Below are 22,482 nucleotides of genomic sequence, written 5' to 3'. Positions count from 1 at the left end.
CCTTACAGGTGATAGATATCAATCACCTGATTGATGTAGTCGTTGTTCAGGACGATCTTCTTCTCGGTGATCACCGGCTGCTCACCACTGGTGTTCAGGGTGTAGAAGGAGGTGCCGAAGAAGAACTGGGTCTGGTTGTAGCGGTGGCTGTTGGTCTGCCAGTTGAAGCGCAGCTTCACGCTGTCGTCCGCCTGCTCCAGGATCTCCAGGTTGCTGGTCAGGTGGGTGGTGCGCGGCTCCGGCAAGGAGCTTGCGCCGGAGCGCTCGGTCTTGATGCGGTAGACGCGGTCTTCCAGGCCCTGGCGGTTCGGGTAGTAGATCAGCGAGATTTCGGTCTGCGGATCCTCGGTCAGCCGGTCTTCGTCGTCCCAGGCGGGCATCCAGTACACCACCTCTTCGTGGTAGCACCGCAGCCACTCGTCCCACTGGCGGTCGTCCAGCAGGCGGGCCTCCCGGTGGATGAAGGCCTGGATTTGTTCGAAGCTCATGCTCATGCGGATGCCTCCTGTTCGGTGATGGAAATCAGGCGGGCCCGCTCGGTCTGCACGGCCTGCAGCATCTCCTTGACCCAGTGCTGGTGGTGGGTGACGTAAAGCCCTTCGTCTTCCGGTTTGGCGCCGCTCAGCAGGGGCTTGAGGCCGATGGCGTCGGCGCCGGCGTCCGGCCCCTGGATCCAGTGGGCGGCGCCCCGGCTCATGTCGTTCCACTTCAGGCCGCGGGCTTCGTACCCCTGTTGGCAGGCGCGGAACTCTTCCAGGTCGTCCGGGGTGCCCATGCCGCTGACGTTGAAGAAGTCTTCGTACTGGCGGATGCGTTTGGCGCGATCGGCCGCCGGCTCGTTCTTCGGCGCCCAGCAGTAGATGGTGATCTCGGTCTTGTCGACGGAGATGGGGCGCAGCACCCGGATCTGGGTGGAGAACTGGTCCATCAGGTAGACGTTCGGGTACAGGCACAGGTTCTTGGTGGTGTTGACGATGGCGTCGGCCCGGGCCGCGCCCAGCTTTTCTTCCAGCCGCGGCAGGTGGTTGAACACCGGCCGCACCTGGGGATTGGTGAGCCGGGTCCACAGCATCATGTGGCCGTTGTCGAAGGAGTAGAAACCGCCCTCGCTGGACCAGCTCTTGGCGTCCACCGCCTCGGTGCCGCCCTTCTCGTAGTTGCGCTGGCTCATGGTGGAGAGGTAGTTCCAGTGCACCGTGCCCACGTGGTAGCCGTCGGCGCCGTTTTCGGCGGTCAGCTTCCAGTTGCCTTCATAGGTATAGGTGGAGCTGCCGCGCAACACTTCCAGGCCGTCTTCCGCCTGATCGACGATGTTGTCGATGATCTTGGTGGTTTCGCCCAGGTATTCCCGCAAGGGCTGCACGTCGGCGTTGAGGCTGCCGAACAGGAAGCCGCGGTAGGACTCGAACTTCGGCAGCCGCTTCAGGTCGTGGGAGCCGTCGGTGCTGAAGCTGTCCGGGTAGCCGCCCTTCTTCTGGTCGCGGGCCTTCAGCAACTGGCCGTCGTTCTTGAAGGTCCAGCCGTGGAAGGGGCAGGTGAAGGAGGCCTTGTTGCCGCGCTTCTTGCGGCACAGGGTGGCGCCCCGGTGGGAGCAGGTGTTGAGCAGGGCGCGCAGCTCACCGTCCTTGGTGCGGGTGATCACCACCGGCTGGCGGCCGACGGTGGTGGTGAAGTAGTCACCCGGGTTTTCCACCTGGCTTTCGTGGGCCAGGTAGATCCAGTTGCCTTCGAAGATGTGTTTCATCTCCAGGTCGAACAGCTCCTGGTCGGTGAAGATGCTGCGATCGCAGCGGTAGTGGCCGTTCTGGGCGTCGGCTTCCACCGCGCCGCGGATCTTGTTTTCGAGTCGGTCGAGTTGGCGAGTCATCTGTCGTCACTCCATGTGATGCCGTTGTCGGGCGTGAGTCTTCCCGGGCCGCCCCGCTGGGGGCGGCCGGCAAACGTCGGTGGTTTGGGCGGAAGTTAAGCGGTTTCGCTTTCCAGGGCGCGCTTGCGCTCGTGGCGGTTCTGCAGTTCGGGCTTGTCGGTGGCCAGCAGCTGAATGTTGAATTCCACCTTGGTGAACGGCTGGTTCAGGCCGTATTGCTCGGCGGCAGCGGCGTCTTCAATGCGTACCGCGTCACACACCAGCTCCTCGCGGGTGGCGAAGGCGAAGTCGTCGTAGGTGTATTCGTCACCGGCCAGGTTGATCTGGGTGGTCAGGTGCTTATGGCCCGGCTTGGACACGAAGAAGTGGATGTGGGCCGGACGGCGGCCGTGACGGCCGAGCTGGTTGAGCAGAGCCTGGGTGGCGCCTTCGGGCGGGCAGCCGTAACCGGACGGAATAATGCTTTGGGCGGTGTAGCGGCCCTGGGCGTCGGTCTTGATGCTGCGGCGCAGGTTATACTCGCTCTGGCTCTGATCGAAGTAGGAATAGGCGCCCTTGAGGTCGGCGTGCCAGATTTCAACCAGGGTATCGGCCAGGGGGTTGCCGTGCTGATCGGTCACCACACCGGTGAGGATCATGGTTTCGCCATCCTGAGTGCCGTCATCCATGCGGGCGAAGCCCTCGGATACCGGGGCGCCGGCCACGTACAGGGGGCCTTCGATGGTGCGCGGGGTGCCGCCAGCCAGGCCGGCCTGCTCGTCCTCGGCGTCCTGGCGGATGTCCAGGTAGCGGTCCACCCCCAGGCCCGGGGCCAGCAGGGCGGCCTCGCCGTTCTTGCCCAGGTCGTTGATGTAGTAGACGGCGTTCCAGAATTCTTCCGGGGTGATGTCGAGATCTTCAATGATCTGGAAGACATCGTGCATCACACGGTGAACGATGGTTTTTACCCGCTCGTTGCCGCCGGCCTGGTTCAGGCCGGCCACTTTTTCCAGCAGTTCTTTGACTTCCTGAGTGTGCATGGTCTTGACTGACATTGCTCTGGCTCCTTGCTTGTTATCGGGTCATAGGGGTAATGAGTACTTGCTTAACGGTCATCCTGGTGGATGGAGGACGGGTGCCGGCACAGGGGCGCGACACTGATGTCCATATAGGGAAACAGCGGCAGGGCACTGATCAAATCCTGCAGCTCGGCATTGTCCGCCACGTCGAAGATGCTGACGTTGGCGTAGCTGCCGGCCACCCGCCACAGGTGGCGCCACTTGCCCTGGCGCTGCAGCTCCTGGGCATAGGCCTTCTCCCGGGCCTTGATCTCGGCGGCCACCTCGGCCGGCATGTCGTGGGGCAGGTTCACCTTCATCTCGACTTTGAACAGCATGTCTTGTCCTCCTGTTGGTGGTCCTCGCGGCCGCTGTTTATTTCCGGCGGTACCGGGCCAGCTTGTCTTCGTCTATCGCCAGGCCCAGGCCGGGCCCGGTGGGCAGTTCGACGCCGTTGTGATGGAAATTCAGCGGCGTCACCACTATGTCGTCCTTTAACAGCCGCGGGCCGAACATCTCGGTGCCCCAGTGCAGGGTGTCGAGGGTGGCCCAGGCGTGCAGGGAGGCGGTGGTGCCGATGGTGCCTTCCAGCAGGGTGCCGCCGTAGAGGCCGACCCCGGCGGCACCGGCCACCGCCGCCACTTCCAGTGCCCGCAGCGGGCCGCCGGCCTTGGCGATCTTGAGCGCCACGGCGCCGGCGAAGCCGGCCGAGGCCAGGCGGAACATGTCGCCGGCGTCGGCCACCGCCTCGTCCGCCAGGATCGGCAGGTGGAACTTCGCGGACAGCCGCACCAGGGCGTCGTGATCCTTCATCGGCGTGGGCTGCTCCACCAGATCGATGCCGGCGGCCTGCAGTTCGGCCATGCCCCGGGCGGCGGTGCTTTCGTCCCAGGCCTGGTTGACGTCGACCCGCACGCTGGCGCCCTCGCCCAGGGCTTCCTTGATCGCCGCCACGTGGCGCACGTCGTCCATCAGCGGGCGGGAGCCGATCTTGAGCTTGAAATCGCAGTGGCGCTGGGCGGCGATCAGGCTCTTGGCCTCGTCGATGTCCCGGGCGGTGTCGCCGCTGGCCAGGGTCCAGAGCACCGGGATGTGCCGGTGCACGGCGCCGCCGAGCAGCTGGTGCAGCGGCTGGTCCAGGCGCTTGCCCTGCAGGTCGAGCAGGGCGGTTTCGATGGCGGACTTGGCCAGGTTGTTGCCGCGGGTCGCCCGGTTGAGCCCTACCCTGAGGGTATTGATGGCATCCGCCGGCCGGCCGAGCAGCAGGGGGCTGAAGTAGGTGTCGATGGTCAGCTTGACGCTTTCGGGGCTTTCCGGGCCATAGGCCAGGCCGCCGATGGTGGTGGCTTCGCCCAGACCTTCGAGGCCGTCGCTGTCCTTGATCCGCACTATGACCATGGTCTGCACGCCCATGGTGGCCATGGACAGCTTGTGCGGGCGTATGGTCGGGATGTCGACCAGGATGGCTTCGATGGACTGGATGGTTGCTGACATGTAAGCTCCGAACGTCGAGTGATAACTGTCTGTTGCGATGAAGTTACATTTTCGGAGTCATACTCACCAATATTGATTAAGTCGCAACCAATACCCTGGAGGTATGGATGGAGCTGAGACACCTGCGCTATTTCATCGCGGTGGCGGAAGAGCTGAACCTGACCCGGGCGGCGGAACGGCTGTTCATCGCCCAGCCGCCCCTGACCCGGCAGATCAAGCAGTTGGAGGAAGAGCTGGGGGTGAAGCTGTTTATCCGCAAGGCGCGGGGGCTGGAGCTGACCCAGGGCGGCCTGTACTTCCTGCAGCAGGCCCGCACCATCATGGACCGGGTGGACGCCAGCATCGAGGGCACGCGGCAGATCGCCCAGTTGCGCAAGACGGTGTTCGCCATCGGCTTCGTGCCCTCGGTGTTCTACGGCCAGCTGCCGCTGATGGTGCGCCGGCTGCGGCGCAACAAGAACCTGGAGATCGTGCTGCACGAGCTCAAGACCCGGGAGCAGATAGAAGCGCTCAAGAGCGGCAAGATCGACATCGGTTTCGGCCGGGTGCACATCGAGGATCCGGACGTGGAGCAGGAGGTGCTGTTCAACGAGCCCTTGCTCATCGCCCTGCCCGCGTCCCATCCCCTGGTCGGGCGGTCGCCGACCATGGCGGAGCTGGCGGAGGTGCCCATGGTGGCCTTTCCCGCCGGTCCCGGCCCCAACTTTGTCGACGTGGCCCTGGGGCTGTTCCACCGCCGGGGCCTGAAGCTGCAGGTGATCCAGCAGGTCAACGATTTGCAGACGGCGCTGTCGCTGGTGGCCTCGGAAATGGGCTTCGCCCTGGTGCCGGAGCAGGTGCACAAGCTGAAGCGGGATGGGGTGGCGTTTGTGTCGGTGGGGGATGAGCAGCTCACCATTCCGGTGATCGCCTCCCGCCGCCGGGGCGAGAACCCCAATGCGGCGATGCGGCTGGTCAACACCATATTGGCGGAGCTGGTGGAAAACCGGCTGACCGGGCGTTACCCCTGAGAGGCCGAGGGGCTAAAGACCTTCAGTGCTGTTTCCTGGTCACAAATTCTTGTTGATTTTCAAGCCGAGCAGATCGTCGGCCAAAGGGCGCTACTCCTCCGGCACGCCGTGAATCCATCCATGGAGGCTCCGCCGCGGCCTCCCTGGCGCGGAGGGCCGGCGGAGCAGACATCCTCTGTCCTCCCAATCACCCCGCAGCGCCTGCCGGCACCATCATCAGGTGTCGGCGGAGGCAGCCTTGTTCCCTCTTCTCTGCGTCAATTCAGACAGCCGTACCCGTCACCAAGAGGCCGCCCTCAGCCCTGCAGCGTTTCCCGGATCAGCCGGGCCTTGTCCTGCAGCAGCGGCAGGAAGCGGCCGGTCAGGGTGTCCATGTCCACCCGGGCGGCGTTGGTGCTGATGTTGATGGCGCCGAGCAGTTGCCCCCGCTGATCGAAGGCCGGCACCGCCAGCGAGCGCAGGCCCGAATCCAGCTCCTGATCGACGATGGCGTAGCCCTGGCGGCGCACCTGCTCCAGGGCTCGGCGCAGTTCCGCCTTGTCGGTGATGCTGTGTTCGGTGTGGGCCTGCAGCCGTACCCGCTCCAGGTAGGCGGCCAGCTCGGCTTCCGGCAGCTGGGCCAGCAGCACCCGGCCCATGGAGGTGTAGGCGGCGGGCAGCCGGGTGCCGACCGACAGGCGAATGGCCATCAGCCGGTGCTCGGCGGCGGAGCGGGCGATATAGACCACGTCGTCGTCGTCGAGCACGCCCAGCGAGGTGGACTCGCCGATCTCCCGGGTGATCTCCTCCAGATAGTGCTGGATCACCACCCGGTAGGGGTTGGCCGAGAGGAAGGCGTTGCCCAGCTGCAGCACCCTGGGGGTCAGCGCGAAGTGGCGCTGCTGCTTGTCCAGGTAGCCCAGGGCGTGCAGGGTCAGCAGAAAGCGGCGTGCCTTGGCCCTGTCCATGCCGGTTCTGGCCGCCACCTCGCTCAGGGTCATGCGCGGATGCTGCTGATCGAAGGCCTGCAGCACCTCCAGGCCGCTGGCCAGGGCGGCGACGAAGTCCCTGTCTTCGGGGCTGAGCTTGTCCTCTGCGGTCATGGTATTCCTCCTGTGGCGGTGTCGGCGGTGGCCCTGGCCATCCATGGTAGCAAAAGTTCGCATAACGAACCCCCGTTTTCATTCCTCCCTTTTTGCCTGCGGATGAGTAAAAAATAATCTTTTCGTTTTCAAACGGTTAATCGCTTTTTCAAAAAAATCGCCGGGATCTGGGTTTGCCACGTCCGTCGAATGGGTGTAAATATGTTCGCAATGCAAACTCAAGTTCGCAATACGAACTTCAAAGTCACCCAGGGAGGCGATACCCATGGCCCAATTCATGAGCCTGCACGACGCGATTGCCCGTTACCTCCAGGACGGCGACACCGTCGCCATGGAGGGTTTTACCCACCTGATCCCCTTTGCGGCGGGTCATGAGATCATCCGCCAGGAAAAGCGTCGATTGACGCTGATCCGCATGACCCCGGACATCCTCTACGACCAGCTGATCGGCGCCGGTTGTGCCGAGCGGCTGATCTTCTCCTGGGGCGGCAACCCCGGCGTCGGCTCCCTGCACCGGTTGCGCGACGCGGTGGAGAAGGGCTACCCCCAGCCCCTCGAGATTTTCGAACACAGCCACGCCGCCATGGCCTGCGCCTACGAGGCGGGTGCCGCCGGCCTGCCGCTGGCGGTGCTGCGCGGCTACATCGGCAGCGACCTGCCCAAGGTGAACCCGCAGATCCGCTTTATCGAGTGCCCCTTCACCGGCGAACGGCTGGCGGCGGTGCCGGCGGTGCGGCCCGATGTGAGCATCATCCATGCCCAGCGCGCCGACCGGCAGGGCAACGTGCTGGTCTCCGGCATCGTCGGGGTGCAGAAGGAGGCGGTGCTGGCGGCCAAACACAGCATCGTCACCGTGGAGGAGATCGTCGACGACCTGCGGGCCGACCCCAATGCCTGCGTGATCCCGGGCTGGGCCATCGACGCCATCGCCGAGGTGAAAGGGGGCGCGGCGCCGTCCTACGCCCACGGCTACTATCCGAGAAACAACAGCTTCTACAAGGAATGGGACGCGATCTCCCGCGATCGTGACACCTTCAACCAGTGGCTGGATCAAACCGTATACAACGCAGGAGGGCAGGCCCAATGACACTCGCATACAGTTCTTCCGAAATGATGACGGTCACCGCCGCCCGCGCCCTGAGCAACGGCATGACCTGCTTTGTCGGCATCGGCCTGCCCAGCGAGGCCGCCAACCTGGCCCGCCTGACCCACGCCCCCGAGGTGGTGCTGATCTATGAATCCGGCACCCTGCAGACCAGGCCCGACATCCTGCCCCTGTCCATCGGCGACGGCGAGCTGTGCGAGCAGGCACTCACCACGGTGGCGGTGCCCGAGATGTTCCGCTACTGGCTGCAGGGCGGCCATATCGACGTGGGCTTTCTCGGCACCGCCCAGATCGACCGCTACGCCAACCTCAACACCACCCTGATCGGCGACTACCAGGCGCCCAAGGTGCGGCTGCCCGGTGGCGGTGGCGCGCCCGAAATCGCCTCCAACGCCAGGGAAGTGTTTATCACCCTCAAGCACTCGCCGCGGGCCTTCGTGGAGGCGGTGGACTTTATCACCACCCTGGGCTACGGCCGGGACGGCAAGGGCCGCGACGGCGTGCCCAACATCGGCCGGGGCCCGACCAAGGTGATCACCGATCTGTGCGTGATGGCCCCCGACGCGGACACCAAGGAGCTGGTGGTGACCTCGCTGCATCCGGGCGTGACCCGCGAGCAGGTGAGCGAGTCCACCGGCTGGCCGGTGCGCTTTGCCGAGCCGCTGGCGCAAACCCCCGAACCTTCTGCCGAGGAGCTGGAGATACTGCGCTCGCTCAAGGCCAGAACCGCCGCCCATCACGCCAAGCCGGTATCCCAGGAGGCCGCCCAATGAAGCCCGTTTACCTCTGCCACCCCAGACGCACCGCCATCGGCCGCTTCGGCGGCACCCTGGCGGCGGTACGCCCCGACGATCTGGCCGCCCAGGTGTTCAGGGCCGTGCTGGCCCAGGCGCCGGAGCTGGATCCGGCGGCCATCGACGAAGTCATCATGGGCTGCGCCAACCAGGCCGGCGAAGACAACCGCAACGTGGCGCGGATGTCGTCCCTGCTGGCCGGCCTGCCGGTGAGCGTGCCCGGCACCACCATCAACCGGCTGTGCGGCTCGGGCATGGACGCGGTGGGCACGGCCGTGCGCGCCGTCAAGGCCGGCGAGCTTGAGCTGGTGCTGGCCGGCGGGGTGGAGTCCATGTCCCGCGCCCCCTTCGTGATGGGCAAGGCCGACACCGCCTTCAGCCGCACCCAGGCCATCGAAGACACCACCATCGGCTGGCGCTTTATCAACCCGCTGATGAAGGCCCAGTACGGGGTGGATTCCATGCCGGAAACGGCGGAGAACGTGGCCGAACAGTTTAATATCTCCCGGGAAGATCAGGATGCCTTCTCCGCCCGTTCCCAGCAGAAGGCCGCCGAATCCCAGAAAAGTGGCCGCTTTGCCGAGGAAATCGTGCCGGTGGAGATCCCGCGCCGCAAGCAGGAGCCGCTGATCTTCGCCGACGACGAGCACCTGCGCCCGGACACCACGGCAGAGAAGCTGGCCAGGCTGCCGACCCCCTTCCGCGCCGGTGGCAGCATCACCGCCGGCAACGCCTCCGGGGTGAACGACGGTGCCGCCGCCATGCTGATCGCCAGCGAAGAAGCGGTGCAGCGCCACGGCCTCAAGCCCATGGCCCGCATCCTGGGCATGGCCACCGGTGGCGTTGAGCCGCGCATCATGGGCATTGGCCCGGTGCCGGCGGTACGCAAGCTGTTGAAACAGCACAACCTGACCATGGACGACATCGACCTGTTCGAGTTCAACGAAGCCTTTGCCGCCCAGGCCCTGGCCTGCATGCGGGAACTGGGGCTGAAGGACGACGACGCCCGGGTCAACCCCAACGGCGGCGCCATCGCCCTGGGCCACCCGCTCGGCATGTCCGGCGCCCGTCTGCTGCAAACCGCCGCCCACGAGCTGCACCGGCAGAACAAGCGCCTGGCCCTGTGCACCATGTGCGTGGGCGTCGGCCAGGGTATTGCCACCCTGATCGAGCGGGTTTAATTCTGAGTGCATGCCGCTGTAGGCTGCAGATAAGTCGGCCAAAGGGACAGCTCCTCCAACACGCCGCAAGTACATCCATGTAGGCTCGCACATGCCATCCCTGGCATGTGACGGTCGGCGGAGCAGTTCCCTTTGTCCTCCCTTTCGGCATGAGCGTGTCTGTGCTGGAATGTCTGAAGGTTTATCAGCAGTCTGAACGCCGGCTCCGGCCGGCTTCTCCTAACTATTCGGAGGCTGAATGTCTTTTCTGGAAATTGACGGCCGCGCCGTCGGCTACCGCCTGCTGGGCGACCCGGCGCTGCCGCTGGTGGTGCTGGCCCATCCCCTGGGCATGAGCCAGGCGGTGTGGGACGAGCTGCTGCCCGCCCTGCTGCCCCATTACCGGGTGTTGAGCTGGGATCTGCCCGGCCATGGCAGCAGCGCGGCCTGGAAGGGCGAACGTATTACGCCCGCCGATCTGGCGGCGGAGCTGCTGGCGCTGGTCGAGCAGGCCGGCGCTGCGCGGTTCCACTTCGTCGGCACCTCCATCGGCGGGGTGATCGGCCAGCAACTGCTGAGTGCCAACGCCGATCGCCTGCTGTCCGCCACCCTCACCAACACCGGGGCGGTGATCGGCACCGCCGAGGCCTGGCAGGCCCGCGCCAAGGCGGTGCGGGAGAAGGGGCTGGCCGCCATGGCGGTGGACATAGTGCCGCGCTGGTTCGGCTCCGCCGCCTGCGAGCGCGAGCCGGCCCTGCTAAAGGGCTGGAACACCATCATGGGGCGGGGTGACGCCAACAGCTACGCCCTGCTGTGCGACATGCTGGGCCGCGCCGACTTCCGCGAGCAACTGCAGGGCCTCGGCGTGCCCCTGCTGCTGGTGGGCGGCAGTGACGATATCGCCACTCCGCCCGAATCGCTGCGTACCCTGGCCCAATGCAGCGGCGCCGGCGAGCCGGTGATCCTGGAGCACATCGGCCATGTGCCCTCGGTGGAATGTCCGGCGGTGTTCGCCGAACTGCTGGTTAAACGAGTGAGCTAACCTGCAACGAGGGCGCCCCTGCCTGCAGGGAGCGCCCACCGTCAATCCACGCCAACGCTCCTGTCTTCAGTAACCCCAGCCCGGAACCGGCAAGAGATAACTCATCATGGACTCCTACGAAATCAGCGATGTTCGCGCAACCTACCCGGAATCCCATACCAAAGTGGTGTTGATCGCCGCCATCGGTACCGCGACCCTGCTGCTGGTCGCCCTCTCCATCCGACTGGGTGGTCAGGATGGCGTGGCACTGACGCTGTCTCTGTCGGGCGCGCTGCTGGCCCTGGCGGCGGCTTGCCTGGCCCTGAGGTTGCCGGCGCGCATGGTCGACCAACCGGCAGCGGAGCCCGTCGTGGTTGAAACGGCGCCTGTGCTGCCACCTGCGGCCGAACCCGAGCCCGTGAAAATAGCCCACCCAGTACCCGCTCCGGTCTACCATCAACGCCTGCTGGCACAGCTCGACCAACTGGGCGCCAACGCCGGGCTGATCCTGGAAGAAATGGCACAGGCCGGCATTCTGGCCCGGCAATCCGGTGACAAGGTGGCCGAGACCGCCCACAGCATCCGCGCCTCGGAGGGCGCGATCCGCTCACTCGCCGGTGATATGGAGAATATCGATCGGGTATTCAGTCAGTTGCAGGATCAGTCTGCCGAGATCGGCGCCATCGTGGGCAACATTCAGGACATCGCCAAACAGACCAACCTGCTGGCCCTCAATGCCTCCATCGAGGCGGCCCGGGCGGGGGAGCACGGCCGGGGTTTTTCGGTGGTGGCGGACGAGGTCCGCAATCTGTCCCGCCGGGTGAACCAGTCCAGCGAACAAATTCGGGAAATTGCCGAAAACCTGGGGCATTCCGCCACCAGGGCCCGCACCGGACTGGAGAACATCGACCAGTCCCGTGGCACCTGTTTGCAGGAGGCCAGCCAGGCGCTGGCCGCGATTGATGACATCCAGGCGGGTGCACAGACCCGCATGGAGATTGTTCAGCAGGTCACCCAACGGGTAGGCCACCAGCAGTCGCTGGTGGCGGAGGTGCTGGCGGACATGGCCGGCCCGGCCGGTGGAGCAACAAATTAACGACAACACCCTGCTGGCCCGGGCACTGCTGGTGGCGGTCCGTCACCTTCACTCACACCGGGGTGATATGCTGTTGTCACAAACTGAAAAGGGCCTGCAATTGCAGGCCCTTTTGGCATCAGGAGGCGGGTTATTCCGGTTTTTCCTGCTTCTCCGGTACCAGCGGAATGGCCGGCTTGGCGATCAGGGAGCGGGTGTCTTCAATGGCCTCGGTCAGGATCACCTGGATATGCTGGCCCAGTTCGTAGACCGCTTCCTTGTCCAGGTAGACGCGGCCGTCGTCCCAGCTGCATTCCAGCCGGTCCCGGTTGGCCAGGATCAGGGAGGAGGGCATGAACACCACGGCGCCGTTTTCCTGCAGGCGCAGCTTCACGCCGCCCCGGCCGATGTCGATGATTTCGGCGTCGAACACCTTGCCCTCGGCCACCGCCGGCTGCAGGTAGCGCACATAGAGCCAGTCGGCGATGTCGCGCTCGGCGCGGCGGTGCATGCGGCGCTGCTCGGACAGGTGCTGAGCCAGCTCGGCGCTGGGCACATGGGCCTCGTGCTCCTGCTCGGCCAGTATCGCCTTGATCAGCCGGTGGTTGATGATGTCGCCGTATTTACGGATGGGCGAGGTCCAGGTGGCGTAGGCGGCCAGGCCCAGGCCGTAGTGCTCGGCCGGGGTCACGCTCATGGCGGCGAAGGACTGGTAGCGGCGTACCCGGTTGTCCAGGTAGCTGGTGTCGCGAGAGTCCAGCCAGCGGCGCAGGGCGCAGAAACCTTCCAGGCTGGCCAGGCTTTCCGGCTCGAAGGGGGCTTCGTGGGCCTGCAGCAGCTCGGCCACCTGGGCCAGCTTCTCGGCGTCGAAGCCGGCGTGCACGTTGAATACCCCGGTGCCGGCGTGTTCGGCCAGCCAGTTGCCGCAGGCCAGGTTGGCGGCGATCATCGCCTCTTCCACCATCTGGTTGGCGATGCGGCGGTGATCCACGTGAATGGCCACCACGTTGCTGGCATCGTCCAGCTCGAAGCGGTAGTCGGGCCTGTCCTTGAACACGATGGCGTGCTCGCTGCGCCAGGCGCTGCGGGCGCGGGTGAGTTCGGTCAGCTCGCGCAGCTGCTCGGCGATCACCTCGCTCTCCGGCTGCCAGTCGCCTTTCTGCTCGACCCAGTCGGAGACCTTGTCGTAGGCCAGTTTGGCCTGGGAGCGGATGCGGGCGGCGAAGAATTCCACCTGGTCGGTGACCTTGCCGTCAAAGTCGATCAGCAGGCGGGCGCACAGGGCGGGGCGCTCTTCGCCGGCCTTGAGCGAGCACAGTTCGTCGGCCAGGGTGCGCGGCAGCATGGGAATGTTGCGGCCGGGCAGGTAGACGGTAAAGGCGCGTTCGGCGGCGACCTTGTCCAGATCGCTGTCGTGGGGTACATAGGCGGTGGGATCGGCGATGGCCACGGTCAGCTCCCAGCCGTTGTCCAGCTTCTTCACGCTAAGGGCGTCATCCATGTCCTGGGTGGACTCGCTGTCGATGGTGAAGAAGGGCACCTCGGTGAGATCCCGGCGCGGCAGCGATTCTTCCAGGGTCTGCCACTCGTCCTGGTCCCGGGGCGCCTGGTTGGCCAGCTTGTTGCGGGCCAGCACCACCCACCAGGGGGCGATGGGGTCGTCGACCCCGGCGATCAGCTCCACCACCTCGGCGAAAAAGCCGTTGTCCTTGAGGGCGTGGCGCTTGAGCTCGCCCAGCACCCAGTCGCCTTCCTTCAGGCCCTTTTCATCCAACCCCTTGATGGTGCGGGCCTTGATGGCGTCCTTGATCAGCGGGTGATCGGGCACTATGTTGAGCCGGTCGCGGAACCACTTCACCCGGGCCACGAAGCGGGTCAGCCCCTGCTCGACCAGGGTTTCCGGCTCGGCCACTTCTTTCTCGTTTTCGGTGCGCACCAGGGCGGTGATGCGGTCGCCGTGCAGCACCTTCTTCATGTAGGGCGGCGGGATGAAAATGCTTTCCTTCTCGCTCACCTCGAGGAAGCCGAAACCTTTGGCGGTGGCCTTGACGGTGCCTTCCTTGGTCGGCATGGATTCGCGCAGCTGTTGCTTGAGCTGGGCCAGCAGGGGGTTGTCTTGAAGCATAGATAGGGAACCTGTCGAAATATCGGCCTGACTATACGGATTTACCCCCCGTCTGCCAAGGAAACCTTGGCCCGGCGCCGGGTTTCGGTGCCCAACCGGAGCCTGTCAGCCGTATTCCCGGAGCAGGGTGAGTCTGCCGAGGTCCGGCCGGCCGTTGCTGTCCACCCCCCTGTCCAGCAGGTAGCGCAACCGGTCCAGCATGGCCGCCTGGCCCGGCGCCCATTGGGCGCTCAGGCGGGCCAACTGGGCGTTGCCCAGGCCGCTTTCCAGGCTGTCGGCCACCACCACTTCCAGCCCCCGGGCCCGGGCTGCCTCGGCCAGCTCCCGGCACAGGGCCAGGCCGCCCAGCTGGCTGGGCCTGAGCACCAGGGCCCTGAGCTGGTCGAACAGCGGATAGTGGGGGGCGGCATGGCGGCCGAGATCGAAGGCCACCGGCCAGCCGTGGCGCTCCGCCAGCCGCTGGCTGGCGGCCAGGTCGGCGGCGGGCTCCAGCAGCCAGTCGATGCGGGTGGGATCGATGCGCCGCCACAGCCCTTCCAGCTGCTCCTCGCTCAGCCGGCCGCCCGCGTCCAGCACCAGTTGCAGGCTGGGCACCAGCAGGGTCAGCTCGCGCACCAGGCCGGCGTCGTGCTGCACCTCGCCGGTGAGGGTCAGCCAGGCCCGCTGGGGGTGAACCCGGCGGCAGCGCCAGGCGCGGATAATGGGTTCCCGCTCGCCTTCCAGCAGCGGCAGTGAGGGGGCCGGCTCGCCGTCGATGGCGGTGAGGGCGCAGTCCAGCCCGAATTGCACCGAGGGCAGGCGGGCGCCGTGGGGCTGGCCTTGGGCCAGCCGCGCGCAGGCGGCCAGCAGCTCGTCTCGGGCCTCTTCGACGCTTTCGCGGGACTCGCCGGGCAGGGGGGCGATCTCGCCCCAGCGGCCGTCGATGCACACGTAAAAGCCCCGGCGGCGACCGAGGGGGGTACCCCTGATGGTGAGCGCCATGGTCAGGGGAAGTTCATAGCCGTAAACCGCAATCCGCATTGTTGTGACCCCGTTAATCGCCGTCAGAGATATCTTTAACTAAAAGTAACATCTGTCCGCCGGGGAGGGTAGTGCTGTTTTTATCGCCCGGGGCTTGGGTATGATAGGTTTTTTCCTCGATGACCAAGAGAGCGCCAATGCCCCTGAGCACCTGGCTGAACGCCATCCGGCCCAAGACCCTGCCCCTGGCGCTGGCGTCCATCCTGCTCGGCGCCGGGGTGGCGGCCGGGGAGGGTGGCTTCGACGGCGGCGTGCTGCTGCTGGCCCTGCTCACCGCCCTGTTGCTGCAGATCCTCTCCAACCTGGCCAACGACTACGGCGACGGAGTGCGCGGCACCGACGCCGAGGGGCGCGCCGGCCCCGCCCGGGTGCTGGCCTCGGGCCTGGCGACCCCGGCGCAGCTGCGGTCCGCCATCCGGCTGACCGCCGGCCTGGCGGCGCTGTCCGGCCTCTTGCTGCTGGGCCGGGCCCTGGGCGCCGACCGGGGCGCCTGGCTCGGTTTTCTGCTGCTGGGCGCCTTGGCCCTGCTGGCGGCCCTGGGCTATACCCTGGGCCGGCGGCCCTACGGCTACCGGGGGCTGGGGGATCTGGCGGTGTTCGTGTTCTTCGGCCCGGTGGCGGTGCTGGGCACCAGTTGGCTGATGCTGCACCAGCCGGGGGCCGGCGCCGTCTGGGCCGCCCTGGTGGCGGGCCTGCTGTCGGTGGCGGTGCTCAATATCAACAATATCCGCGACCTGGAATCGGATCGCCGGGCGGGCAAGCACACCCTGGCCCTGCGCCTGGGGCTGGCCCGGGCCCGGGCCTACCAGTTGCTGCTGCTGGCCACGGCCCTGCTGGCGGGGATGCAGCTGATGGCGGGCTGGGGTTTTCTGGCCCTGCTCGGGCTCTGGCCCCTGGCCGGTGCCACCCGGCTGGTGCTGACCGAGCAAGGGCCGGCGCTGAACCGGGCCCTGGGGCTGACCGCCCGCGCCACCCTGATCTTTACCGGCCTGCTGGCCCTGGGGCTGGCCTGGGGGTAGGGCCCCGCATTAATGTCTTTGTTGATAAAGCGTTAACCCAGGATTGCAAAAATTGTATCCAACCGCTTTGCTTTTGACCGGCGGCTCTGGCTATACTGACGTCCATCTTGTCGGAGTGCCCCCAAGGGCTGAGACCGCGAAAGCGGGATCCGTTGAACCTGATCAGGCTAATACCTGCGAAGGGAAACAAGTGAGAACCAGGCCCAAGACCCTTTCCCACCCGCCCGGTTCTTCCTCAACACTCCTGACAAGCATTTTCACGAACTCAATGGACGCAAGGTGAGATTGCTATGTCAAAAACGAATCGTCGCGAAGTACGCAGCCAGGCCCAGGAATACATCCAGAACCTCAAGGGCGAACCCTTTCCCAACTCCGGCCGTATCTATATCGAAGGCTCGCGCCCGGATCTGAAGGTGGCCATGCGCGAAATCCGCCTGGCCGACAGCTTCAAGGGCGGCACCAAGGAAAACCCCATTTTCGAGGCCAACGCGCCGGTGCCGGTGTACGACACCTCCGGCCCCTACGGCGATCCGGACTCCGAGCTGGACGTACGCCAGGGCCTGCCCCAGCTGCGCCGCCAGTGGATACTGGAGCGCGACGACACCGAGGAGCTGGACAGCGTCACCTCCCAGTTCACCCAGCAGCGCATGGCCGACGACGGCCTGGATCACCTGCGCTTCGAGCACCTGCCCAAGCCGCGCAAGGCCAAGCTGGGCCAGTGCGTGACCCAGCTGCACTACGCCCGCCAGGGCATCATCACCCCCGAGATGGAATACATCGCCATCCGCGAGAACATGGGCCGCGAGCGGGTACGGGACGAACTGCTGCTCAAGCAGCACCCGGGCCAGAACTTCGGCGCCAACCTGCCCGAGTTCATTACCCCCGAGTTCGTGCGCAAGGAAGTGGCCGAAGGCCGCGCCATCATTCCCGCCAACATCAACCACCCGGAATCCGAGCCGATGATCATCGGCCGCAACTTCCTGGTGAAGATCAACGCCAACATCGGCAACTCGGCGGTGACCTCCTCCATCGAGGAAGAGGTGGAGAAGCTGGTGTGGTCCACCCGCTGGGGCGCCGACACCGTGATGGATCTGTCCACCGGCCGCTACATCCACGAAACCCGTGAATGGATCATGCGCAACAGCCCGGTGCCCATCGGCACCGTGCCCATCTACCAGGCGCTGGAGAAGGTGAACGGCGTGGCCGAGGACCTGACCTGGGAAGTGTTCCGCGACACCCTGATCGAGCAGGCGGAGCAGGGCGTGGACTACTTCACCATCCACGCCGGCGTGCTGCTGCGCTACGTGCCCATGACCGCCAAGCGGGTCACCGGCATCGTCTCCCGTGGCGGCTCCATCATGGCCAAGTGGTGCCTGTCCCACCACAAGGAAAACTTCCTCTACGAGCACTTCCGCGAAATCTGCGAGATCTGCGCCGCCTACGACGTCTCCCTGTCGCTGGGTGACGGCATGCGCCCCGGCTCCATCGCCGACGCCAACGACGAGGCCCAGTTCTCCGAGCTGTACACCCTGGGCGAGCTGACCAAAATCGCCTGGGAATACGACGTGCAGGTGATGATCGAAGGCCCCGGCCACGTGCCCATGCACATGATCAAGCGCAACATGGAAGAGCAGCTGGAGCACTGCCACGAGGCGCCCTTCTACACCCTGGGCCCGCTCACCACCGACATCGCCCCCGGCTACGACCACTTCACCTCCGGCATCGGCGCCGCCATGATCGGCTGGTTCGGCTGCGCCATGCTGTGCTACGTGACGCCCAAGGAGCACCTGGGCCTGCCCAACAAGGAAGACGTCAAGCAGGGCCTGATCACCTACAAGATCGCCGCCCACGCCGCCGACCTGGCCAAGGGCCACCCGGGCGCGCAGATCCGCGACAACGCCATGTCCAAGGCCCGCTTCGAGTTCCGCTGGGAAGACCAGTTCAACCTGGCGCTGGATCCGGAAACCGCCCGTGCCTACCACGACGAGACCCTGCCCCAGGAGTCCGGCAAGGTGGCCCACTTCTGCTCCATGTGCGGACCCAAGTTCTGCTCCATGAAGATCACCCAGGACGTGCGCGACTACGCCGCCAGCCTGGAGAACAACATAGCGGTGCAGCTGGTGGACATGGACGGCAACAGCGAAACCGTGGTCGCCGGCATGGCCCAGATGTCGCAGGAGTTCAAGAAGCGCGGCGGCGAGCTCTACCACCAGGCCGACAAGCTGGAGCGGGAGGAGGCATGACCCGACCCATCGTCTGGACCGTCGCCGGCTCGGACTCGGGCGGCGGCGCCGGCATTCAGGCCGACCTGCACACCATACAGGCGCTGGGCGGCCACGGCTGCTCGGTGATCTCCGCCATCACCGCCCAGAACTCGGTCACGGTATCCATGGTGGAGCCGGTGCTGATGCAGGCCTTCACCAGCCAGCTGGTGGCCCTGGCCACCGACCTGCCGGCCCGGGCCATCAAGATTGGCCTGCTGCCCGGCGGCCTGCGCGCCGAGGTGCTGGCCCGCTACCTGAAGGAATATCGGCGCCAGTGGCAACCCTATGTGGTGCTGGACCCGGTGGCCATCGCCAGCACCGGCCAGGCCATGGCCGAGCCCAACCTGCTGCCGGCCATCAAGCAGCACCTGCTGCCCGAGGTGGACCTGGTCACCCCCAACGCCGCCGAGCTGGCGGCCCTGTCGGGCATAGCGCCCGACTCGCCCGGGGCGGTGCGCGCCGGCGCCGCCGCCCTGCTGGAGCTGGGCGCGCGCGCCGTGCTGGTCAAGGGCGGCCACCTGGCGTGGAGCGGGGATCAGGCCCTCGACTATTTCACCGACGGCCAACGCGAGATCTGGCTGGCCAGCCCCCGGCTGGACACCGTTCACGGTCACGGCACCGGCTGCACCCTGGCCTCGGCCATCGCTACCGCCGTGGCCCAGGACTACCCGATCGAGGATGCCCTGGTGCTGGCCAAGGCCTACGTCAACCAGGGGCTCAAGGCCGCCGAAGGCCTGGGCCGGGGCGCCGGTCCGGTGGCCCACCTGGGCTGGCCCGACCGACGCGAAGACTTCCCCACCGTGGTGATGCCGGGCTCGGCCCTGGGCAAGCAACTGGGGCTCGCGGGCAGCCTGCCGCAAGGCGCTTTTGCGGCCATGGATACCCTGAGGCTCGGGCTCTACCCGGTGGTGGACTCGGTGGCCTGGCTGGAGCGGCTGCTCGGCCAGGGGGTGCGCACCCTGCAGCTGCGCATCAAGGACAAGATGGATGCCGAGGTGGAAGCCGACATCCAGGCCGCTGTTGAGCTGGGCAAGCGCTTTAACGCCCGTCTGTTTATCAACGACTACTGGCGGCTGGCCATCCGCCACGGCGCCTACGGCGTGCACCTGGGCCAGGAGGACATCGAAGTGGCGGATCTGGAGGCCATCCGCGCCGCCGGCCTGAAACTGGGGCTGTCCACCCACGGCTACTACGAGATGCTGCGGGCCCGGGAGCTCAAGCCTTCCTACCTGGCGCTGGGGCATATCTTCCCCACCAAGACCAAGGACATGCCGTCCCGGCCCCAGGGCCTGGCGCGGCTGGGCCGTTACGTGGCGCTGATGGACGACTACCCGCTGGTGGCCATCGGCGGCATCAGCCGGGAGCGGGTACCGCTGGTGGCACAAACCGGGGTGGGTAGCATCGCCCTGGTCACCGCCATCACCGAAGCGGCGGATCCGGATGCGGCCGCCCGCGAGCTGCTGGCCCTGGTGGAGGGGGATCATGCTGAGTGACGGCGAATTCCTGCGCTACAGCCGCCACCTGCTGCTGGAAGAGGTGGGCGAGGCCGGCCAGCTCCGGCTGAAAAACGCCTCGGTGCTGATCGTCGGCCTGGGCGGCCTGGGTTCGCCCGCCGCCCAGTACCTGGCGGCGGCCGGGGTGGGCACCCTGTGGCTGGCCGACTTCGACCAGATAGAGGTGAGCAACCTGCAGCGCCAGACCCTGTACGACAGCGACAGCCTCAAGCTGAGCAAGGCCGAGGTAGCCCGGGACAAGCTGCACAGGCTCAACCCCGAGGTGGAGCTGATCGCGGTCAACCAGAAGCTGGACGAAGGCGCCCTGGGCGATTTCGTGGCCGAGGTGGACCTGGTGCTGGACTGCACCGACAACATGGCGGTGCGCCAGGCCATCAACGCCGCCTGCTACGCCTGGGGCAAGCCGCTGCTGGTGGGGGCCGCCATCCGTTTCGAGGGCCAGTTGCTGGCGCTCAACCCGGAACTGGACCACGGCTGCTACCGCTGCCTGTACCAGCCGGAACAAAGCGAGCGGCTCAACTGCGGCAACGCCGGCGTGATCGGCCCCGTGGTGGGCACCATCGGCCTGTTGCAGGCGCTGGAAGCCATCAAGTTTTTAACCGGCACCGGCAGCGTGCCCTGGGGCGAACTCAAGCTGTTCGAGGCCAAGGCCCATCGCTGGCACAGCCTCAAGGTGCCCAGGGATCCGGCCTGCCCCGTGTGCGGCCCAGAGAGTGGAGAATCATCATGCGCGTAACCCTGAACGACGAAGCGCTGGAGCTGGCGGAGGGCACCACCCTGGGCCGGCTGCTGGCGGAGCTTGAGCAAGACAAACCCGGGGTGGCGGTCGCCCTCAACCAGCAGGTGGTGGCCCGCAGCCGCTGGCCCGAGCAGGCCCTGGCGCCCGACGACACCATCACCCTGTTCCACGCCATCGCCGGAGGCTGAGATGAGCCTGACCATCGCCGACAAGACCTTTAATTCCCGCCTGTTCACCGGCACCGGCAAGTTTGCCAACGGCGCCGTCATGAAGGCGGCGTTCGAATCCAGCGGCTCCGAGCTGGTGACCATGGCCCTGAAGCGGGTGGACCTCAAGGCCCACAGCGACGACATACTGCCGCCGCTGCTGGCGCTGGGCGTCAACCTGCTGCCCAACACCTCGGGTGCCAAAAACGCCGACGAGGCGGTGTTCGCCGCCCGGCTGGCGCGGGAGGCCCTGGGCACCAACTGGCTCAAGCTGGAGATCCACCCGGACCCCAAATACCTGCTGCCCGATCCCATCGAAACCCTGCGCGCCGCCGAGCGGCTGGTGCAGGAGGGCTTTGTGGTGCTGCCCTACTGCGGCGCCGACCCGGTGCTGTGCAAGCGGCTGGAAGAAGCCGGCTGCGCGGCGGTGATGCCGCTGGGCGCCCCCATCGGCTCCAACAAGGGGCTGGTGACCCGGGACTTCCTCGAGATCATCATCGAGCAGTCCACCGTGCCGGTGGTGGTGGACGCGGGCATAGGCGCGCCCAGCCACGCCGCCTACGCCATGGAGCTGGGCGCCGATGCGGTGCTGGTGAACACCGCCATCGCCGTGGCCGGCGATCCGGTGGCCATGGGCCGGGCCTTCCGGCTGGCGGTGGAAGCCGGACGGATGGCCTTTGAAGCGGGGCTGGCCGGCCAGAGCCACCAGGCCCAGGCTTCCAGCCCGCTCACCGCCTTCCTGGGGGCGTTATGAGCTTCTTCGAGGTCTGGTCGTCCCTCGACTGGGACGACATCAAGCTGAGCATCTACGGCAAGCAGGCGCGGGACGTGGAGCGGGCCCTGGCCCGGCCGAAACGGGATCTGCAGGACTTTATGGCGCTGATCTCGCCGGCCGCCGAGCCCTACCTGGAGCAGATGGCGCAGCAGGCCTGGCGCCTGACCCGCCAGCGCTTCGGCAATACGGTGGGCTTTTATATCCCGCTCTACCTGTCCAACCTGTGCGCCAACGACTGCACCTACTGCGGCTTCTCCATGAGCAACCGGCTCAAGCGGCGCACCCTGACGGAGGCAGAGATAGAGCGGGAATGCCTGGCGATCAAGGCCATGGGCTTCGACACCGTGCTGCTGGTGACCGGCGAGCACGAGGGCAAGGTGGGGCTCGACTACTTCAAGCGGGTGCTGCCGATCATCAAGCGCCACTTCAGCTACCTGATGATGGAGGTGCAGCCCCTGTCCCAAGAGGAATACGCCGAACTGCGGGAGTACGGGCTGGACAGCGTCATGGTGTACCAGGAGACCTACCAGCACCTGACCTACGACCAGCACCATATCCGCGGCAAGAAGAAGGACTTCCGCTGGCGGCTGGAAACCCCGGACCGCCTGGGCCAGGCGGGCATCGACAAGATCGGCCTGGGCGCCCTGTTCGGGCTGGAGGACTGGCGCGCCGACAGCTTCTATGTGGCGGCGCACCTGCGCTACCTGCAGAAGCACTACTGGCAGACCCGCTATTCGGTGTCCTTCCCGCGCCTGCGGCCCTGCGCCGGCGGCCTGGAGCCCAAGTCGGTGATGAGCGACCGCCAGCTGGTGCAGCTGATCTGCGCCTACCGGCTGTTCGACCAGGAGCTGGAGCTCAGCCTGTCCACCCGGGAGTCGGAGCAGTTCCGTGACAAGGTGATCCCGCTCGGCATCACCAGCATCAGCGCCGGCTCCAAGACCCAGCCCGGCGGCTACGCCGACGCCACCGTCGAGCTGGAGCAGTTCGAGATCGACGACGACCGCGCCCCGGCCGAGGTGGCCAGGGCGGTGGCCGCCGCCGGCCTGCAGCCGGTCTGGAAGGATTGGGACAACAGCTACTCCGCCAGCCGTTAACTGATAGCTTTAAGCCGCCCGATATAAGCTGCAGGCACCATGCCGTGCCTGCAGCTTTGTTGTTTTACTTACACTTAAGGC

Annotated in this window: 22 protein-coding genes and 1 riboswitch; of the genes, 13 read left to right on the top strand and 9 right to left on the bottom strand. The window is 66.3% G+C overall.

The annotated features are described in order from the left end of the window. Window positions 1-2 precede the first annotated feature (2 nt). From benB to ACT7DK_RS19530, 5 genes are all read right to left on the bottom strand, one after another. Window positions 3-494 carry a benzoate 1,2-dioxygenase small subunit gene (gene benB / locus ACT7DK_RS19550; RefSeq protein ID WP_445402118.1) on the bottom strand — a complete coding sequence of 164 codons (492 nt, stop codon included), beginning with the start codon at window positions 492-494 and terminating at the stop codon, window positions 3-5. Continuing rightward, complete coding sequence (locus ACT7DK_RS19545) at window positions 491-1,867, bottom strand: Rieske 2Fe-2S domain-containing protein (RefSeq protein WP_445402116.1); 1,377 nt, start codon at window positions 1,865-1,867, stop codon at window positions 491-493. The genes benB and ACT7DK_RS19545 overlap by 4 nt, the downstream gene beginning before the upstream one ends. A gap of 95 nt (window positions 1,868-1,962) precedes the next feature. Next, on the bottom strand, window positions 1,963-2,901 hold the full coding sequence (catA, locus tag ACT7DK_RS19540) for a catechol 1,2-dioxygenase (protein WP_445402114.1): 939 nt from the start codon (window positions 2,899-2,901) through the stop codon (window positions 1,963-1,965). A gap of 50 nt (window positions 2,902-2,951) precedes the next feature. Next, window positions 2,952-3,242 carry a muconolactone Delta-isomerase gene (catC, locus tag ACT7DK_RS19535; RefSeq protein ID WP_445402112.1) on the bottom strand — a complete coding sequence of 97 codons (291 nt, stop codon included), beginning with the start codon at window positions 3,240-3,242 and terminating at the stop codon, window positions 2,952-2,954. Between the two features lie 37 nt (window positions 3,243-3,279). Then, a complete protein-coding gene (locus ACT7DK_RS19530) occupies window positions 3,280-4,398 on the bottom strand; it encodes a muconate/chloromuconate family cycloisomerase (RefSeq protein ID WP_445402110.1) in 1,119 nt (372 codons plus the stop codon). Window positions 4,399-4,505: 107 nt separating this feature from the next. On the opposite strand from ACT7DK_RS19530, the gene ACT7DK_RS19525 reads away from it, so the two are divergent. Continuing rightward, window positions 4,506-5,408: a LysR family transcriptional regulator gene (locus tag ACT7DK_RS19525; protein WP_445402108.1), complete on the top strand. Its 903-nt coding sequence runs from the start codon at window positions 4,506-4,508 to the stop codon at window positions 5,406-5,408. Window positions 5,409-5,704: 296 nt separating this feature from the next. Here ACT7DK_RS19525 and ACT7DK_RS19520 read toward each other — a convergent pair whose 3' ends face one another. Together ACT7DK_RS19520 and ACT7DK_RS19515 are read right to left on the bottom strand one after the other, a co-directional pair. Next, entirely contained in the window at window positions 5,705-6,490 is a 786-nt protein-coding gene (locus tag ACT7DK_RS19520) for an IclR family transcriptional regulator domain-containing protein (RefSeq protein ID WP_445402106.1), read from the bottom strand. Window positions 6,491-6,568: 78 nt separating this feature from the next. Continuing rightward, window positions 6,569-6,757, bottom strand: a complete 189-nt coding sequence (locus tag ACT7DK_RS19515) for a hypothetical protein (protein ID WP_445402104.1) — start codon at window positions 6,755-6,757, stop codon at window positions 6,569-6,571. On the opposite strand from ACT7DK_RS19515, the gene ACT7DK_RS19510 reads away from it, so the two are divergent. The 5 genes from ACT7DK_RS19510 to ACT7DK_RS19490 all read left to right on the top strand — a co-directional run bounded on the left by ACT7DK_RS19510 (window position 6,756) and on the right by ACT7DK_RS19490 (window position 11,666). Further along, a complete protein-coding gene (locus tag ACT7DK_RS19510) occupies window positions 6,756-7,577 on the top strand; it encodes a CoA transferase subunit A (RefSeq protein ID WP_445402102.1) in 822 nt (273 codons plus the stop codon). The genes ACT7DK_RS19515 and ACT7DK_RS19510 overlap by 2 nt on opposite strands. After that, entirely contained in the window at window positions 7,574-8,368 is a 795-nt protein-coding gene (locus ACT7DK_RS19505; RefSeq protein ID WP_445402100.1) for a CoA-transferase subunit beta, read from the top strand. Before ACT7DK_RS19510 ends, ACT7DK_RS19505 begins: the two co-directional genes overlap by 4 nt. Next, a complete protein-coding gene (pcaF, locus tag ACT7DK_RS19500; protein WP_445402098.1) occupies window positions 8,365-9,570 on the top strand; it encodes a 3-oxoadipyl-CoA thiolase in 1,206 nt (401 codons plus the stop codon). Before ACT7DK_RS19505 ends, pcaF begins: the two co-directional genes overlap by 4 nt. A 238-nt stretch (window positions 9,571-9,808) precedes the next feature. Further along, window positions 9,809-10,591, top strand: coding sequence for an alpha/beta fold hydrolase (locus ACT7DK_RS19495; RefSeq protein ID WP_445402096.1), 783 nt, complete (start codon window positions 9,809-9,811; stop codon window positions 10,589-10,591). 106 nt (window positions 10,592-10,697) lie between these two features. Continuing rightward, complete coding sequence (locus ACT7DK_RS19490) at window positions 10,698-11,666, top strand: methyl-accepting chemotaxis protein (RefSeq protein WP_445402094.1); 969 nt, start codon at window positions 10,698-10,700, stop codon at window positions 11,664-11,666. Window positions 11,667-11,796: 130 nt separating this feature from the next. Here the strand turns inward: ACT7DK_RS19490 and ACT7DK_RS19485 are convergent, their stop codons facing one another. Together ACT7DK_RS19485 and ACT7DK_RS19480 are read right to left on the bottom strand one after the other, a co-directional pair. Beyond that, window positions 11,797-13,770: an exoribonuclease II gene (locus ACT7DK_RS19485; RefSeq protein WP_445402092.1), complete on the bottom strand. Its 1,974-nt coding sequence runs from the start codon at window positions 13,768-13,770 to the stop codon at window positions 11,797-11,799. A gap of 105 nt (window positions 13,771-13,875) precedes the next feature. Beyond that, on the bottom strand, window positions 13,876-14,790 hold the full coding sequence (locus ACT7DK_RS19480) for an enolase C-terminal domain-like protein (RefSeq protein WP_445402091.1): 915 nt from the start codon (window positions 14,788-14,790) through the stop codon (window positions 13,876-13,878). Between the two features lie 137 nt (window positions 14,791-14,927). On the opposite strand from ACT7DK_RS19480, the gene menA reads away from it, so the two are divergent. From menA to thiH, 7 genes are all read left to right on the top strand, one after another. Next, entirely contained in the window at window positions 14,928-15,809 is an 882-nt protein-coding gene (gene menA, locus ACT7DK_RS19475; protein ID WP_445402089.1) for a 1,4-dihydroxy-2-naphthoate octaprenyltransferase, read from the top strand. 101 nt (window positions 15,810-15,910) lie between these two features. Next, window positions 15,911-16,012, top strand: a riboswitch (TPP riboswitch). Between the two features lie 87 nt (window positions 16,013-16,099). Next, window positions 16,100-18,052 carry a phosphomethylpyrimidine synthase ThiC gene (gene thiC, locus ACT7DK_RS19470; RefSeq protein ID WP_445402087.1) on the top strand — a complete coding sequence of 651 codons (1,953 nt, stop codon included), beginning with the start codon at window positions 16,100-16,102 and terminating at the stop codon, window positions 18,050-18,052. Then, window positions 18,049-19,566: a thiamine phosphate synthase gene (gene thiE, locus ACT7DK_RS19465; protein WP_445402085.1), complete on the top strand. Its 1,518-nt coding sequence runs from the start codon at window positions 18,049-18,051 to the stop codon at window positions 19,564-19,566. The genes thiC and thiE overlap by 4 nt, the downstream gene beginning before the upstream one ends. Beyond that, on the top strand, window positions 19,556-20,323 hold the full coding sequence (locus tag ACT7DK_RS19460; protein WP_094041312.1) for a HesA/MoeB/ThiF family protein: 768 nt from the start codon (window positions 19,556-19,558) through the stop codon (window positions 20,321-20,323). Before thiE ends, ACT7DK_RS19460 begins: the two co-directional genes overlap by 11 nt. After that, window positions 20,314-20,514: a sulfur carrier protein ThiS gene (gene thiS, locus ACT7DK_RS19455; protein ID WP_096778238.1), complete on the top strand. Its 201-nt coding sequence runs from the start codon at window positions 20,314-20,316 to the stop codon at window positions 20,512-20,514. The genes ACT7DK_RS19460 and thiS overlap by 10 nt, the downstream gene beginning before the upstream one ends. A 1-nt stretch (window position 20,515) precedes the next feature. Continuing rightward, on the top strand, window positions 20,516-21,286 hold the full coding sequence (locus tag ACT7DK_RS19450) for a thiazole synthase (RefSeq protein ID WP_106730380.1): 771 nt from the start codon (window positions 20,516-20,518) through the stop codon (window positions 21,284-21,286). Next, the gene (thiH, locus tag ACT7DK_RS19445) at window positions 21,283-22,401 is read left to right on the top strand and encodes a 2-iminoacetate synthase ThiH (protein ID WP_445402082.1); all 1,119 of its coding nucleotides are present in this window, start codon (window positions 21,283-21,285) and stop codon (window positions 22,399-22,401) included. The genes ACT7DK_RS19450 and thiH overlap by 4 nt, the downstream gene beginning before the upstream one ends. The last annotated feature ends 81 nt before the right edge of the window (window positions 22,402-22,482 follow it).

Source organism: Zobellella sp. An-6, assembly GCF_052487945.1.
The sequence above is the reverse complement of the archived record's forward strand: the minus strand, read 5'-3'. Positions and strand labels throughout refer to the sequence as shown.